Here is a 15958-nt window from a genome sequence, read left to right on the forward strand (position 1 = left end):
AGCGGGCTGAGCACAAGCGTAAAAAAACGCCCTGCCCGGTTCGATGGCCGGCAGGGCGCTCAATTAGGATGGGCTAGGGGTCAATCCACCGCCGCCAGCTTCATTTCATCGTTGGCATGGCGTTGCTGCTCCTCCATCACCAGCGCGCCCAGTTCGCGCTTGAGGGCGTTAAAGGCGGCGGACGATGGGTCGCGTGGGCGCGGCATGTCCACAACCTGGTCGCGTTTGACCGTGCCGGGGCGGTAGGTCATCACCACAATGCGGTCGGCCAGATAGATCGACTCTTCAATCGAGTGGGTGACAAACAGGACGGTCTTGCCCAGCTTTTCCCAGATGCGCAGCAGCTCGTCCTGCAGATTGCGCCGGGTCAGCGCGTCCAGTGCGCCAAAGGGTTCGTCCATCAGCATGATTGGCGAATCCAGCGCCAGCACGCGGGCAATCGCCACCCGTTGGCGCATGCCGCCCGAGAGGTCTTTCGGGAAGCGGTCGCGGAAGTCTTTCAGATGCAGCAAATCCAGCAGCTGGTTGACGGTCTGCTCAATCTCGCCACGCGATTTCTTTTGCACTTCCAGGCCAAAAGCGATGTTCTGGGCAATGGTCATCCACGGAAACAGCGCGTATTCCTGAAACACCATGCCGCGATCCGGGCCGGGGCCGGTGATTTTTTTGCCTTCCACGGTAATTTCACCGCTGGAAGGCAGGGCAAAGCCGGCCACGGCGTTGAGCAGGGTGGATTTGCCGCAGCCCGACGGGCCAAGCAGGCAGACAAATTCACCGGCCTGGATGTCCAGCTGGATATCTTTCAGGGCAATTACGTCTTTTCCCGGTGTTTTGAACACTTTTTGCACATTATTGACGATGATCTGGCTCATATCAGTGCTCCAGGCCGCGATGCCAGCGCAGCAGGTGGTTGTTCAGGCGGCTGACCGCGGTGTCGATGGCCAGGCCCAACAGGCCGATGGTGATCATGCCGGCGATGATTTTGTCCGACCACATGAATTCACGCGCTTCCAGAATGCGGAAACCCAGGCCATCGTTGACGGCGATCATCTCGGAGACAATCACCACAATAAACGCCGTGCCGATGCCAATGCGTACGCCAGCCAGGATATACGGCGTGGCAGCGGGCAGGATGACGCGGGTGAACAGGGTCAGTTGGTTGACGCCCAGATTGCGTGCGGCGCGCAGGTAAATGCCGTCCACCTGGCGCACGCCGGCGATGGTGTTCATCAGCACCGGGAAAAACGCGCCAATGGCAATCAGAAAGAACGACGGCGGGTTGCCCAGGCCAAACCACAGGATGGCTAGCGGAATATAGGCAATCGGCGGGATCGGGCGCAGGATCTGCATCAGCGGGTTGAACAGCGCGTAAGTCCGCTGGCTGGCCCCCATCAAGAGACCCAGCGGCAGCGCCAGGCCAGCGCCAATCAGAAAGCCGGCCACTACCCGGTACAGGCTGGACCAGGCGTCGTGCAGCAGCTCGCCGGACAGCCACCAGGCCAGCGTGCTCTGGCCCGCTTCCTGCGCTTGGGCGGGCAGCAGGTAGGCCCACCATTTGGCCGCCACCGCACTGGGCGAGGGCAGCAGCACCGGGGAAAACAGCCCCAGCCGCGAGCCGGCCTCCCAGAGCAGCAAGAGTAGAACCGGCACCAGCGCGCCCTGCAGGAAATGCATCAGTTTGTTCATCGCCACGGCCTCACTTTACTTTCAGTTCGGTTTTGGCCTGTTGCAGCAGATCCAGCTTCACCCATTCGCTGGCCTTGGGCGGTTTGGCCATGCGGCCTACGCCGTATTTCTGCATGAAGTCGGTGGTGATGTCGATATGCGCCAGGGTGACATCGTAGGTGTAGTCGGCGTTGTCCATGGCGTCGCGGAAGTCCTGCGAGCTGATCTGGCCCTTGAACATCTGCTCACGGACGTATTTTTCTGCCAGGGCCGGGTCGCGGTTGAACTGGGCGGTGGTTTCGACAAAACACTTCATCAGCCGCTGGGCCACGTCTTTTTTCTCGTGGTACAGCTTTTCGGTCATCACCAGCAGCCGCACCGGCTCGCCCATCTTGGTGGTGTAGGGCTTCATGATCTCGACGCCGAACTTCTTGTTCAGCGCCTGCGACGATTGCGGCTCGGACTGGCACATGGCGTCGATCTGCTTGGCGGCCAGCGCCTGGTTCAGGTCGGCAAAGGCCAGGAAAACAATCTGCACATCCTTGCCCGGCTTGTCCGACCAGGTCAGCCCGGCTTTTTCCAGCTCGGCGTACAGCAAGAGCTCATGTGCGCCGCCACGGGTGACGCCCACTTTCTTGCCTTTCAGGTCAGCCAGGGTTTTGATGCCGGTGTCCACGCCAGCCACAATCCGCGCGCCGCCCTTGGCAAAGCCGGCCACGGTGTAGATCGGTACACCGTTGGCGCGGCCAGAAATGGCCCCGTCGGACGCCAGCGCGGCCACGTCGATTTCACCGGCGACAATCGCCGGCATGATGTCCGGGCCTTTGGGGAACATGCGTTCCTCCACTTTCAGGTTGTACTTGCCGCAGGCTTCCTTCATGTAGGACACCGCGCCGTAGTGGGCAAATTTCAGATTGCCCAGGCGAACGACATCAACGGCGTGGGCGGCCAGTGGGGTGGCCAGGGTCAAGGCAGCGGCCAGGGACAGGACTGTGCGCATCGGTTTCTCCTCCGGGTTATTGTTTGAGCGGAGCTTGGCTCCGGCATCATCCAATTGCACGATGCGTGCCACCGGTGGAGATTTTTAATCTATTGATTTTAAATGATTTGTTTGGATTTTTTTGCGCTGGGTGTGCGGTAATCCAGAATGGCCTCCGCAAAGATTCCGGATTACCGCACAAGGGTGCCACACGGTCATTGCCCGTGCTGATGAGGCGGACGGTTACGGTGCCGTTGTGCTCGCCTCGGGTTGCTGCCGCAGCTGCGTCATGATGGCATTGACCACCGGGATGGCCCCGGCATCGGATAAATGGTCGTCGTCAAAGTACAGCGGCAGGCCATGCAGTTGCGCGGCGCAACGCCCCTTGACCGCCGTGTCGCACAGCAGACTGGCCGGCTTGATCCGAATCAGCCGCGGATGCGCGCCGATCCGGTCGAGTGCGGCGTAGGTGTGCTGGTTGCGCTGGATAAAGCTGGCCAGGCTGGTTGAGGCGCTGTCGACAGACAGCTTGCCGTCGCGCAAATACAGGCGGGCCAGCCGGTTGGGCACATCCCAGCCCATTTCCGGAATCGGATACACCAGAATCACTGTTTTACCCTGGCGGAGCAGCCGCTGCACCGAATCGGCATAATCCTGCGCCAAGGCAGCCTGATACCCCAGTGTGGCAGTTTGGGCACTGTGCAGGCTGAACGAGGCACCTGGTTCCTGGCCGCCTTCGCCGTTGTTGCTGCGTTGCTGTTCCATGGCCAGCGTCCAGCGCGCGGCCAGAATCACCGTGGGTGGCAAGGCATTCAGGGTGGCTGGATCAAAGAATGCCTGGCGCAAGGCCTGGCAGGTCTGGCTGGTTTCATCGCGTTCAGTGGATTGGCTGGCCATCACCGGAATGCAGCTTCTGAAGGTGTAATCCAGGCCGTGGATGCCCTGTGCGCGAGCTTGCTGATGCAGCACATCCACCAGCGTGCCGGCGTGGCTGTCGCCAAACAGCACAAACGAGGCGGTTTGGCGGGTATCGCCCAGTTCGCAGGCGTGGGCAAAGCTGCGGTCACGGCTGAGCCGGGCCCAGCAGGCTTCGCGTTTTTGTGACTGGGTTTTGCTGTGGTCAATCGCCTTGACCGTGGCGTCAAATTTCCAGGCAAAGCCCTGGCTGAGTTGCCCGGCCAGCCCCAGCAGGAAGAATCCTGAGCACCCCACCAGGCTGCCGATAAAAATATGGCGGCGGCTGACGCCGTTTTTATGCCGGAACGGGCGTTCCACGTAGCGCCAGCTTAGCCAGGCCAGACCAAGAATCAGAAGCAGCAGGGCGGCCATGACCTCCGGACGGGGCTGTGTCATCAGATAGTAGCGGGCAAAGGCCAGCACTGGCTGGTGCCAGAGGTAGGCGCTGTAGCTGATCAGGCCGATACCCACCAGCAAGGGCGTGGCCAGCAGCTTGCCGACCCAGGTGCCCGGCTGGGCGCAGGCAATCATCAGCACCGCGCCCAGCGTGGGCAGTAGCGCGTACACGCCAGGAAACGGCGTGTGCTGATCAAAGCGCAGCACGGCATAGGTCACCATGGCCAGCCCCAACAGGCTGCCGGCCTGATTCAGTGCGGTGGCATGCGGGATACGGGTGGCCGGGCGGCTGTGGTAATAGGCCAGCAAGGCACCGGCCAGCAGTTCCCAGCCTCGGGTGGGCAGCAGATAAAACGCCAGCGAGGGCTGGTGTAGGGCTGCCCATTGCGCCAGCGCCAAGCTCAGCGCCGCACCGGCCCAGAGCACATGCGGCGTCCAGTGTGGCCGCCAGCGTGCCAGACCCAGCAGCAGCAGGGGAAAAACCATGTAGTACTGTTCTTCTACTCCCAGACTCCAGGTGTGCAGCAGCGGCTTGAGTTCCGAACTGGTATCAAAATAGCCGCTCTCACGCCAGAACAGGATATTCGACAGCGAAATGGCGGCGGCGGCCAGGCTGCGGGCAAAGGCTTTCAGGTCGCTGGGCAGCAGCCAGGCCCAGGCAAACGGCAGGCAGGCCAGCAGCACCACAAACAGCGCGGGTAAAATCCGCCGGGCCCGGCGTTCGTAAAACCCGGTCAGGGTGAATGTGCCGTTGGCCTGTTCGTTGATCAGAATGCCGGTAATCAGATAGCCACTGATTACAAAAAACACATCCACACCCACAAAGCCGCCGCTAAACCCGCTAAAGCCGGCGTGGAACAACATCACGGGAAGCACCGCGAGGGCGCGCAGGCCGTCAATTTCGCGTCGATAAATCATGGTCGTTGCTCGGAGAGTGAATCAGTGGCGGGCGCATGGGGCGGGTCGCTCTGACAGACTGACAACATGACGCCACCTTGACCTGCAAATTCTGGCTGCGGGTCAAGGTGGCGTCATCGGGGTTGGGAACGGCCTGTTGAGGTGCTCCCGGTGTGCTGGCCAGGGCTTACCCCAGCTTGCCGTGGCACTGCTTGTACTTCTTGCCCGACCCGCAGGGGCATGGGTCGTTGCGGCCCACGCGCAGGCCCTGGGCGGCCAGCGCTTCTGGTGCAAACGGGTTGCTGTCGTCGTCGCTGCCGAGTTCTGCCGCGCTGTCGCTGTCGGCCAGCGCCGGGTTGAACTCGGCGTGCTGGAACTGCATCGGGCGCTGGCGCTGCTCTTCGGCTTCCATGGCCGCCACTTCTTCGGCGCTCTGGATGCGCACGGTAAACAGCAGCTGGGCCACGTCGCGCTTGACGCTGTCGAGCATATTGGAAAACAGCTCGAACGCCTCGCGCTTGTATTCCTGCTTGGGGTTTTTCTGCGCATAGCCGCGCAGGTGGATGCCCTGGCGCAGGTGGTCCAGCGCGGCCAGATGTTCGCGCCAGTGCTGGTCCAGGTGTTGCAGCAGCACGGCGTGTTCAAACTGGCGCATGGTGGCTTCGCCGGCCATGTCTACCTTGGCCTGATAATGGGCTTCGCCCAGCGCAATCAGCTGGTCGCGGAACACCGCCACATCGGCTTCCGGTGCGGCTTTCATCCAGTCGCCCACTGGCGCTTGCAGCTGGTACTCGGCTTCCAGGGCTTTTTCCAGCCCGGCCACGTCCCATTGTTCTTCCAGCGATTCTGGCGGCAGATACAGGTCGAACAGCGCACCCAGCGCGCTGGTGCGCATATTGCTGACCATCTCCGACACATCCTGAGATTCCAGGATGTCATTGCGCTGCTGGTAGATCACCTTGCGCTGATCGTTGGCCACGTCGTCGTATTCCAGCAATTGCTTGCGGATGTCGAAGTTGCGGCCTTCCACCTTGCGCTGGGCGTTTTCGATGGCGCGGGTCACCCAGGTATGCTCGATGGCCTCGCCTTCCGGCATTTTCAGCCGTTCCATGATCGCCGACACCCGCTCCGAGGCAAAAATGCGCAGCAGCGGATCTTCCAGGCTCAGATAAAAGCGGCTGGAGCCCGGGTCGCCCTGGCGGCCAGAACGACCACGCAGCTGGTTGTCGATACGGCGTGATTCGTGGCGTTCGGTGCCGATGATGTGCAGGCCACCGGCGGCCAGCACCGCGTCGTGGCGCTGCTGCCATTCGGTTTTCAGCGCCGCTACCTTGGCGTCGCGCGCGCTGTCGCTCAGGCTGTCGTCAGCGGCAATCGCTTTCAGGTCGCTGGCAATGCTGCCGCCCAGCACGATGTCGGTGCCGCGACCGGCCATATTGGTGGCAATGGTGATGGCCCCGGCACGACCGGCCTGGGCAACGATGTCGGCTTCGCGGGCGTGCTGCTTGGCGTTGAGCACTTCGTGCGGCAGTTTTTCCTGCTTGAGGAAATTGGACAGCAGTTCCGAGCTTTCAATCGAGGTGGTGCCCACCAGCACCGGCTGGCCGCGCTGCTGGCAGTCGCGGATGTCGGCCACGATGGCCTGGTATTTTTCCGGGTTGGTGCGATACACCAGGTCCAGATTGTCTTTGCGGATCATCGGCTGGTTGGTGGGAATCACCACGGTTTCCAGGCCGTAAATCTGCTGGAATTCGTACGCCTCGGTGTCGGCGGTGCCGGTCATCCCCGACAGCTTTTGATACAGGCGGAAATAGTTCTGGAAGGTGATCGACGCCAGCGTCTGGTTTTCCCGGTTGACCGTCACCCCTTCCTTGGCTTCCACCGCCTGATGCAGGCCTTCGCTCCAGCGCCGCCCGGCCATCAGCCGGCCAGTGAATTCATCGACAATCACCACTTCATCATCCTGCACCACATAGTGCTGGTCGCGGTGGTACAGCGCATGCGCGCGCAGCGCCGCCATCAGGTGGTGCATCAGGGTGATGTTGGTGGCGGAATACAGGCTGTCGCCCTCGGCCAGCAGACCCAGCTGGGTGAGGATGGTTTCGGCGTGTTCATGGCCGGCTTCGGACAGCATCACCGAATGGGCTTTTTCATCCACCCAGTAATCGCCCTGGCCTTCTTCTTCGGTCTGGCGCACCAGCAGCGCCGGTACGGCGTTCATCCGCTGGTACATGTCGATATTGTCGTCTGCCGGCCCGGAAATCAGCAGCGGGGTGCGTGCCTCGTCAATCAGGATCGAGTCCACTTCATCGACCACGGCAAAGGCCAGCTTGCGCTGCACCTTCTCAGCCAGGCTGAACACCATATTGTCGCGCAGGTAATCAAAGCCGAATTCGTTATTGGTGCCGTAGGTAATGTCCGAGGCGTAGGCCGCCTGCTTGGTTTCGTGCGACATCTGCGACAGGTTCACCCCCACGCTCAGGCCGAGAAACTCATACAGGGGTGCCATCAGCCCGGCGTCGCGGCTAGCCAGGTAGTCGTTGACGGTGACGATATGCACGCCCTGGCCAGACAGCGAATTCAGATAGGCCGGCAGGGTGGCCACCAGGGTTTTGCCTTCCCCCGTGCGCATTTCGGCAATCCTGCCGTCGTTCAGCACCATGCCGCCAATCAGCTGCACATCAAAATGGCGCATGCCCAGCGCGCGGCGGCTGGCTTCGCGGCACACGGCAAAGGCTTCGGGCAGCAGCTGGTCCAGGGTTTCGCCCTGGGTGAAGCGCTGGCGGAACTCAACGGTTTTTGCGCCCAGCGCTTCATCACTCAGCCCGGTTACGCTGCTTTCCAGCGCATTGATGCGTGCCACGGTTTGCCGATATTGCTTGACCAGCCGGTCATTGCGGCTGCCGAACATTTTTTTGAGCAGGGTCGAGATCATGAAGGGCTTTCGGCCAGATGCCGGTAGAAAAATAGTCAAAATTTTAGCACAGCCGGGTGGGCTGTGCCGGATCGTGGATGGGCGGTGGTGCCTGGTCTGGCCACGCTGCGCATAGCGGGTGATCCGGTCGAGCGGCTGCGCCACTGCCCGCTTCCGGCGGGTGGGGCAGCGTCATGCTAAAATCGACCCACCTGCCGCCCTTTTCAAGCCCCCCATGAGTGCCGATCCGCTCACCGACATCGCCAACCGTGATACCCGCCTCAAGCGGCTGTTTGCCGTGGTCCGGCAAAACCAGCGTGCCGCCGCCGTGCTGAATGCCAGCTTGCCGCCAGGGCTGGCCGGCCAGTTTCGGGTGGTGCGCATCGAGCAGGGCGAGGTGCTGGTGTTTGCCCGCAATGGCGGCGTGGCCACCAAGTTGCGGCTGATGTCGGGACAGATGGTGGATACCCTGCGCCTGCGTGGGCTGGACGTGGCCAGCCTGAAGGTGAAGGTGCATGTGGACACCCCGGAGCCAGTGCGCCCGCCCAAGCGTCTGGCGCTGAGCGACAACGCCCGCGCGGCGCTGCAGCGCGCGGCTGCCGGAATTGCCAGCCCGACGCTGCGGGCGGCGATGGAACGGCTGGCGGGCGGCGACTGATTCAACCCGTCAGGCAGGCCATCAGAGGCAGTGCATCAGGTTTTAAACCGCCCCACCAGGTTTTCCAGCTGTGCCACCCGCGCCTGCAGTTCCGCCGTGGCCAGCGAGGTGCGGCGGATTTCTTCGTCGGTGTGGCGGGTCATGTCGTGAATGTCGGTGATATGGCTGGCAACCGTTTGGCTGGCCTGGCTGTGTTCCTGGGTGGCCTCGGCAATGCTGGTGGCGCTGCCCAGCAGGCTGCCCATGCTGTGCTGAATGCCGCTGATGGCCTGGGCGGTGTGGTCGGCCTGAGCCACGCCGTGCTGCATGCAGTCCAGCGTGGCGTGCATGTTCTGGCTGGCGCTGCCCATTTCGCGCTGAATGGCGGTGATCATGCCGGCAATTTCCTGCGTGGCTTTGGCGGTGCGTTCGGCCAGCTTGCGCACTTCGTCGGCCACCACGGCAAAGCCACGGCCTTGCTCGCCAGCGCGGGCGGCTTCGATGGCGGCGTTCAGCGCCAGCAGATTGGTCTGTTCGGCAATATCGTTGATCACCGCAATAATGCTGCCAATCTGGCTGGAACGTGTGCCTAAGGTGTTCAGCGTGCCGGCCAGATGCTGCACCGATTCCGCCGCGCGCTGAATCGCCTGGGCGGTGGCTTCTACTCCGCCGGCCAGCTCGCCCGACAGGCTGCCGGTGCGCTGCGCTTCATCGCGGCCAGCCTGTGCGCCGTGGGCAATCTGTACCATGCTGGCGGTGACTTCCTGCACCGTGTCGGCGGCAATTTGCGCGGCCAGCGCCTGCTGTTCCGAGGTTTGCGCCACGCTGGCGGTGCTGTCTACCAGATGCAGCAGGTGCTGATCCAATTCATGGCTGTGTTGCTTCACTTCGGCAAACATCTCACGCAAACAGTCGACAAAACGGTTGAACGCCGCCGACATCTGGCTGATTTCATCGTGGCCATCCACCGGCAGGCGGCGGGTCAGGTCGCCCTGGCCTTGCGCCAGCGCATCCATGGCACGCGCCATGCGGCTGAGCGGGCGCAGGGTGGTGCGCACAATCCAGCTGGTCAGCGCCAGCATGCAGACAAACCCGGCGGCGCTAATCAGCAGGGTATTGCGCACTACCGCCTGGGCGTCGGCCACCAGTTCTGCCGGGTCCACCGACACCGCCACCGCCCACGGTGCCACGCCATCACCCAGCGCAATCGGTGCCAGCACCATCCAGCGGCCATCGTTGCCCTGCCAGCGCCAGGCTTCGCCCTTGCCCAGCGCCTGACGGGCGGCGTCTGGCAGATCGGTCTGCGCCGACTGGCCAAGCTTGCCGGCTTGCGGGTGCGCCAGCCAGCGCCCCTGGCTGGATAGCAAGGCCAGATAGCCGCTGTCGTACAGTTTTACCGCCGCCAGGTCGGCCTGGATGCGGCTGAGGTCCAGCGTCACCCCCACCGCCCCCAGAAACTGCCCCCCCAGCATCACCGGTGTGGCAGCGCTGATTACCTTGAGCGTCTGACCATCAGCCTGGGCCTGCGTGTAGGGCTCGCTCAATACCGATTCCTGCCGCGCCTGCACCGTCTGGTATGGCCCGGTGGCATTGCTGTCGGCGTAGTCGCGCATGGCGGTGCTGGCCACTTCACTGCCACTGCGGTACCAGTGCGGCACAAAGCGCCCGCTGGCGTCGTGCATCGGCTGGTTTTTCCATTGGCTGTCGCGTCCTTCCAGTGCGTTGGTTTCCCAGACTGACCAAATGCCCTGAAACGCGGTGCGTTGTTCCAGGGTGTTGAGCAGCAGCCGCGCCAGCATGTCGCGGTCACTGATCTGGCTGCGCTTGAGTGACTCGTAGGTGGTGGCCAGTTCACGCGAGGTGTCCAGCGCGGCGCGCAGGCGTTCTTCCACCCAGCGAGCCTTCAATTCAGCCTGCAGTTCGGCTTCGCGCAGGCCCTGACTGCGCGCCTGGCGGATATGCTCAAACGCGCCATAACCGACTATCAGGGTAAAGCCGAGCAGCGACAGCAAGGTCACCATCAGCGAAATTTTCAGGGCCACACTCAATGTGCGGGGGCGGATGGGCATGGCAACACTCCGGTCAGCAGGGCAGACCAGAGTTCAGCAGAAACGGTGCCAGTGTATCTTGGTAGAAAAAACTATATAAAGTTTTGATTTATAATAATTTTATTGTATGACTGATTGGCGCGCGTCCGAAATTCCGACGATTGCCGCCGGAGGTGTCCGGTTTGCCGAACGCCTGAGCGCGCACTGGATCCGCGCATGTGGTGCACGGGTGCGGCTTTGGTCTATGCAGGAAAAATAAGCCGTGCTTGAGCTTTATTTCTATACGACGTATTATTTTATTCATCGTATAGAGATTTGTGAGCCATCCATGACGGTTTCTCCCCCCGCCGAACCAGGCCGCCGCGAACGCAAGCGCCTGCAACAGCTCGACCACCTGGCCGACACCGCCTGGGCGCTATTCGAAGCCGAAGGCTACGAGGCCGTCACCATGGAGCGCATCGCCGCCGAGGCCGACGTGGCCAAGGCCACGCTGTACAAGCACTTTCCGGTGAAAGAAGCCCTGCTGCGCCACCGCTTTCACCGCGACCTGCGCCAGTCGGTGGCCAGCTTGGGCGATGTGATTGCTGCCGAACCCGCCGGCACGGCCCGGCTGCGCAAGTTCTTTGCCCTGAGCGCGGCGTGGTCGGAACAGCACCGCGCCTATTTGCTGCCCTATGTGCAATACCGGCTGGCCGAGCGACGTTGTCCGGAGGATGACAGCCAGCGCAGCGGGTTGGAGCGCATTTTTACCGCGCTGATTGCCGAAGGCCAGGCCGCCGGCCAGTTTCGCACCGACATTGGCGCGCCAGCGCTGACGGTGTACCTGGAGTTTCTCTATCTGGCCGCGCTGCTGCGCTGGCTGACCGGCCAGGCCCCCGCGCTACAGGCCGAATTTGACACCATGCTGACGCTGTTTCTGGGCGGGCTGGAGGTGCGCGCATGAACGCCATATCGGATATATCCCATCGGGTGATCGACGACCACGCCGTGCTGGACACCCGCGCCGACGCGGTGGGCGGCAAAGCCTGGCAACTGGCGCAACTGCGCCGCTATGGCCTGCCGATGGCGGAGTTTATTGTCTTGCCCGCCGCTGCCACTGCGCCAGCGGATGAAGCCGAACACGCCTGGGCGGCGGTGCAGGCACGTGGCTGGGCCGAGGTGCCGCTGGCGGTGCGTTCGTCTGCCGTGGGTGAAGACGGCGCACACGCCTCGTTTGCCGGCATTCATCGCAGCTGCCTGAATGTCTGCGGCGCGGCGCAACTGGCCGAGGCGATTGCCGCCGTGCGCGCCTCTTTGGTGAGCGACAGCGCCCGCGCCTACCGCCAGCGGCTGGGCATTGCTGGCGAGGCGCGCATGGCGGTGATTGTCATGCCGCTGCTGCCAGCGGTGGCCGCTGGTATCGCCTTTACCTGCGACCCGCGTGATGGCCGCGAAGACCGTATGCTGATCCACGCCCACTGGGGGCTGGGTGAAGCCCTGGTGGGCGGCGAGGCCGACGGCGACGAATACCTGCTGGCCGAAGACCACACCGACAGCTGGCGCGTGCTCAACTGCCAGCTGGGCGGCAAGGCGCAGCAACGGCAATGCGCCGACGGTGGCGGCACCGAATTGCGCGCCACTCCCGCTGCGCAGACCACCCGGCAGGTGCTGAACACCACCCAGATTGAAACCCTGGCTGCGCTGTTGCGCGATGCCGCTTACGCGCTGGATTTTGTCACCCCGTTTTACGACCTGGAATGGCTATGGGATGGCGCGCACTTCTGGCTGACCCAGGCGCGACCGGTGACCGGCCGCCCGCACTATACCTATCCGGCGCTGCACGCCCAGCCGGCGATCTGGACACGTGGCAACACTTGCGAGCTGCTGCCCGACCCGCTGGCGGCATTTGACTGGAATTTCTCCCGGCGTGGGGTCAACGCCCTGCTGGAACAAGGCGCGCGGCTGGCCGGCTACCCCTTGCAAGACGGCGTGCAGCGCGCCGGGCTGTTTCATGGCCGCTTGTACCTGGAAGCCAGCATCATGCAATGGGAGCTGTGGAACGCGGTGGACGTGCCGCCGGCATCAATGAACGTGATGATGGGCGGCCATCAGCCAGAAATTACCGTGCCGGCGTCCACCTGGCGCGAACGCCTGCACCGTGGGCTGAACATGCTGCGTTATCTGCGTCGGGCCGGCGCGGTGCGTCAGCGCGGCGAGGCGGCCATTGTCCGCGTGCGCGCCATGGCCCAGCGCCTGCGCGCCGCGCCGCCGCCCACCGACTTTGCCCGCCTGCGCGCGGCAATGCACGAGGCTGGCCAGGTGGCGCGTAGCGAATTCGACATGTTCTTCTTGCAGGGGTCTGGCGGCGGCAGCCTGTCGCTGTTGCGCGACACGCTGGAAAAAGCCTTTCCTGGCGAAGGGGATGCGTTGGGCGCGGCGCTGCTGGCTGGCGGTGAAGCCAGCGTGACCGTGCAGCAAAACTATGCGCTGCTGGCGCTGGCGCAACAGGCACGCCAGTCGGGCCGCGATTTAGCCCCGTTTCAGCAGGCGCTGGCGGATTTTCTCCAGGCCTATGGCCATCGCGGCCATTACGAAACCTATTTTCGCAGCGCCAGCTGGCGCGAACAGCCCGACAGCCTGCTGGCCCAGCTGGACAGCCTGGCCGACATCGACGCCGACACGCTGCGTCAGCGCCAGCAACACGCCGCTGCGCAAGCCTGGGTGCGCATCCGCCAGCATGCGCCGTGGCCTACCCGTCTGCTGCTGCGCTGGCTGGCCCGCGCCGCCAACCGTGAATGCAACCAGCGCGAAGCGGCGCGCAGCGCGCTGATCGACAACCTGGACGCGGTGCGCCATCTGGGTAACGGTGCCATCGCCCTGCTGCGCCAGCACGGCGTGCTGCGCGCCGACGAAGGCCGCGATGCGCTGCAACACCTGTTTCCATGGGAAATCGACAGCGCTTGCCAGGGTGGTTTGCTTGCTGCCGGCCTGCGTGCGCGCCTGCTGGATCGCCAGGCACGCTTTGCCCGCTGGCAAGCGGAAACCGCACCGGATTATCTGCTGATCCAGCCCGATGGCCAGCGTGCGGCGGACGCGTTGCCCATCTCTCCAGTTCACGATAACGGCCAGGGCTGGCGCGGCGTGGCCACGGGTGCCGGGGTGGCACGTGGCCGCGTGCGCCGCATCCGCCACCCCGCCGAAGGCGTGGCGCTGCAAGCCGGCGAAATCCTGGTGGCCCCATCCACCGACCCCGGCTGGACGCCACTGTTTCTCAAGGCCGGCGGACTGGTGGTGGAAACCGGCGGTTATCTGTCGCACGCCGCCATCGTCGCCCGCGAATTTGCCCTGCCGGCGGTGGTGAATCTGCCGGGGATTATGGAGGCGCTACAAGATGGGGAATGGGTGGAGGTGGATGGCGGGCGTGGGGTGGTGCGGCGGGTGGGGGAGGGGTGAGATAGATGAAACGACGGCGGACTAAACCTCCGCCGTGTATTGCGCTTTAAGCGGGCGAGAATACCGCCCGCAACCAACTGACCAATGCTTGATATTGTTGCGCTGTTTCATCCAGCAACCCCGCCTCAATGCAGTGATACAAGCCTTGGCCCGGTTTTTTCTGCCAGGCCAGCCACGTCGCAATATTCGCCTTGGCTTGGTGCAAGGGTTTGAATAGTGGTTGCTCAGGTAATGCGTCCACACAGGTTTTGGCATATTCAAATAGTGATTTTTGCTCTCGGCTAATACATAGGCTCAACCAATCTTCCAGCGCCCCTTCATTATCATGGTTTGACATAATCCACAACCCAAAAGGATTTAATCCATCCTCGTGCGGAAACAAACAGCCGTTTTTTGCATCACTTTCTGGGAGAGTAAACCCGTGTTTTTTAGCTATTTCAGCCACACATAGCTTTGTATAAGAAGCGCCTTGATTATGCTCCTTAGCGTCTGCATCCACTACAATAGCAATTCTCTCAATCTTACTATCATTTATCTGCTCTAGGTGATCACTCAAAGCTTTAAATACATCTGTTTTACTATTGAATGCGCCCCCTATTTCTTTTGGTGTTGCCACAATGACAGAGACTCCTAAGCCTAGTGTTTTACACAGCTCCTTAAAAAATGAGGCATCGGTTGTGCCTTCGACAATTAAGAGGTTTTTGATATCTCTATGCTTTGATTTTCCCATTAGCGCACCTCAACATCAGTTTGCGTAATATTTTGAATTTGCTCTTCATCAAACACGGTGGCAATCACTCTGCCACGATCACTGATACGTGCGCTGCGTCCCATACGGAATAGTACGCCTTCGCTATTTTGGTATTCAATAGCCGTATTAATAAAACTCTCAATACAATCCCAACTATGAGTGGTAGCAAATACTTGAATATCCAATTGCTCGGCCAATTCAAAAATAAGCCCCCAGACTCTTTCCTGTACACTATAATGCAAGCCGTTTTCAAACTCATCAATTAATAAGAGACCTCCCTGGGCAGAAAATACCTTAAGTACAATTTGCAACACTCTCAACATGCCATCACCCATGCTTCCCAAGGGCACTGGCATTGGCTGCCCCTCTAGTTTAACTTTTGCTGTGCGCGTTAAAGAACGTTCGGGATAGCGACGAGAGCCTTCGCGCTCATCACGAACAAAAGAAATATCTACAAATTTTGAATCTATCAGGCGCAATGCCTCTTTAACTGTTTCTTGCTTTTCCGTTAGCGTGATTTTATCCCATTCATTAGCCAAATCATTAATGGAGATAAATCTTGTTGGAATAACTACACAAGGAAGATCATAAGGTGAATTTGAAACACCTCTCCAGCGAGGCTGACGAATCACCTCGTCAATACGAAAACCAAGCAGGCGCTCTCCTTTCTTAATAAATAGTGCGTCAATCAATGGAGACTCATCGGCTTTCTCAACTTCCGACTTAGGTATGCGCTTTAAGCGCTGGCGAGAAAAAACTTCTCCCGCCTCATCGATTAGCGACTCATCCCATTCAACATAATAACCATGCTCAATTATCAAGCATTGATTTGAGTCAACCTCACCGATTTCAATGCCTTCATCTCCTTCTGGAAAAGCCCGTCCAGTAAAAAAACTAGCAAAAGGCAAATCATAAATGGTTTGAGGCATTGTTTCCCAATCAGGGCGAGAAGGCTCACCATGACTTTCTGCCAACGTTTCCAATAAACGAGGATCCCCATTGTTTGCATAAATTTGCAATGCCTCTAATACAGTACTCTTGCCAGAGTTATTTTTGCCGACAATTAAATTGACGCGGCCCAGCTTGGGAACAACAAAGTCTTCCAGTGCTCGAAATCGCTTAATTTTTAGAGAGTTCAGCATAACAATACCTCCAGATTATGGGCTAGATTGTACGCGATTTTTTGGCCATGACCATGGGTCATGTGCTAGATGGTGCCCACGTTGTGCTGTAGCAGAACATTCATCTACAACAGCTGTGAACCTGCCCGGCAGCATGGACG

General features: G+C 61.0%; 11 protein-coding genes. 3 read left to right on the forward strand and 8 right to left on the reverse strand.

Annotation, left to right across the window (positions count from 1 at the left end; translation table 11 throughout):
• Positions 1-80: 80 nt before the first annotated feature.
• From BXU06_RS15530 to secA, 5 genes are all read right to left on the reverse strand, one after another.
• Positions 81-872: an ABC transporter ATP-binding protein gene (locus tag BXU06_RS15530; RefSeq protein ID WP_077301650.1), complete on the reverse strand. Its 792-nt coding sequence runs from the start codon at positions 870-872 to the stop codon at positions 81-83.
• A gap of 1 nt (position 873) precedes the next feature.
• Positions 874-1686: an ABC transporter permease gene (locus BXU06_RS15535; RefSeq protein ID WP_077301653.1), complete on the reverse strand. Its 813-nt coding sequence runs from the start codon at positions 1684-1686 to the stop codon at positions 874-876.
• 10 nt (positions 1687-1696) lie between these two features.
• A complete protein-coding gene (locus BXU06_RS15540) occupies positions 1697-2665 on the reverse strand; it encodes an ABC transporter substrate-binding protein (protein WP_077301656.1) in 969 nt (322 codons plus the stop codon).
• A gap of 222 nt (positions 2666-2887) precedes the next feature.
• Positions 2888-4915, reverse strand: coding sequence for an acyltransferase family protein (locus tag BXU06_RS15545; protein WP_077301659.1), 2028 nt, complete (start codon positions 4913-4915; stop codon positions 2888-2890).
• Positions 4916-5081: 166 nt separating this feature from the next.
• The gene (gene secA, locus BXU06_RS15550; RefSeq protein ID WP_077301662.1) at positions 5082-7829 is read right to left on the reverse strand and encodes a preprotein translocase subunit SecA; all 2748 of its coding nucleotides are present in this window, start codon (positions 7827-7829) and stop codon (positions 5082-5084) included.
• Between the two features lie 214 nt (positions 7830-8043).
• On the opposite strand from secA, the gene BXU06_RS15555 reads away from it, so the two are divergent.
• Positions 8044-8466 (forward strand): DciA family protein, encoded by a 423-nt coding sequence (locus BXU06_RS15555; protein ID WP_077301664.1) that lies wholly within the window; start codon positions 8044-8046, stop codon positions 8464-8466.
• A 35-nt stretch (positions 8467-8501) separates the two neighbouring features.
• Here BXU06_RS15555 and BXU06_RS15560 read toward each other — a convergent pair whose 3' ends face one another.
• The gene (locus BXU06_RS15560; RefSeq protein ID WP_077301667.1) at positions 8502-10514 is read right to left on the reverse strand and encodes a methyl-accepting chemotaxis protein; all 2013 of its coding nucleotides are present in this window, start codon (positions 10512-10514) and stop codon (positions 8502-8504) included.
• A gap of 307 nt (positions 10515-10821) precedes the next feature.
• On the opposite strand from BXU06_RS15560, the gene BXU06_RS15565 reads away from it, so the two are divergent.
• A complete protein-coding gene (locus BXU06_RS15565; RefSeq protein WP_077301670.1) occupies positions 10822-11436 on the forward strand; it encodes a TetR/AcrR family transcriptional regulator in 615 nt (204 codons plus the stop codon).
• On the forward strand, positions 11433-13925 hold the full coding sequence (locus BXU06_RS15570; RefSeq protein ID WP_150125237.1) for a PEP/pyruvate-binding domain-containing protein: 2493 nt from the start codon (positions 11433-11435) through the stop codon (positions 13923-13925). The genes BXU06_RS15565 and BXU06_RS15570 overlap by 4 nt, the downstream gene beginning before the upstream one ends.
• Before the next feature lie 46 nt (positions 13926-13971).
• On the opposite strand, the gene BXU06_RS17540 is transcribed toward BXU06_RS15570, so the two are convergent.
• A complete protein-coding gene (locus tag BXU06_RS17540; protein WP_150125238.1) occupies positions 13972-14655 on the reverse strand; it encodes a DUF3226 domain-containing protein in 684 nt (227 codons plus the stop codon).
• Complete coding sequence (locus BXU06_RS15575; protein WP_077301673.1) at positions 14655-15818, reverse strand: ATP/GTP-binding protein; 1164 nt, start codon at positions 15816-15818, stop codon at positions 14655-14657. Before BXU06_RS15575 ends, BXU06_RS17540 begins: the two co-directional genes overlap by 1 nt.
• Between the last annotated feature and the right edge of the window lie 140 nt (positions 15819-15958).

Origin of the sequence: Aquaspirillum sp. LM1, from assembly GCF_002002905.1 — a bacterium.
GTDB lineage: Bacteria > Pseudomonadota > Gammaproteobacteria > Burkholderiales > Aquaspirillaceae > Rivihabitans.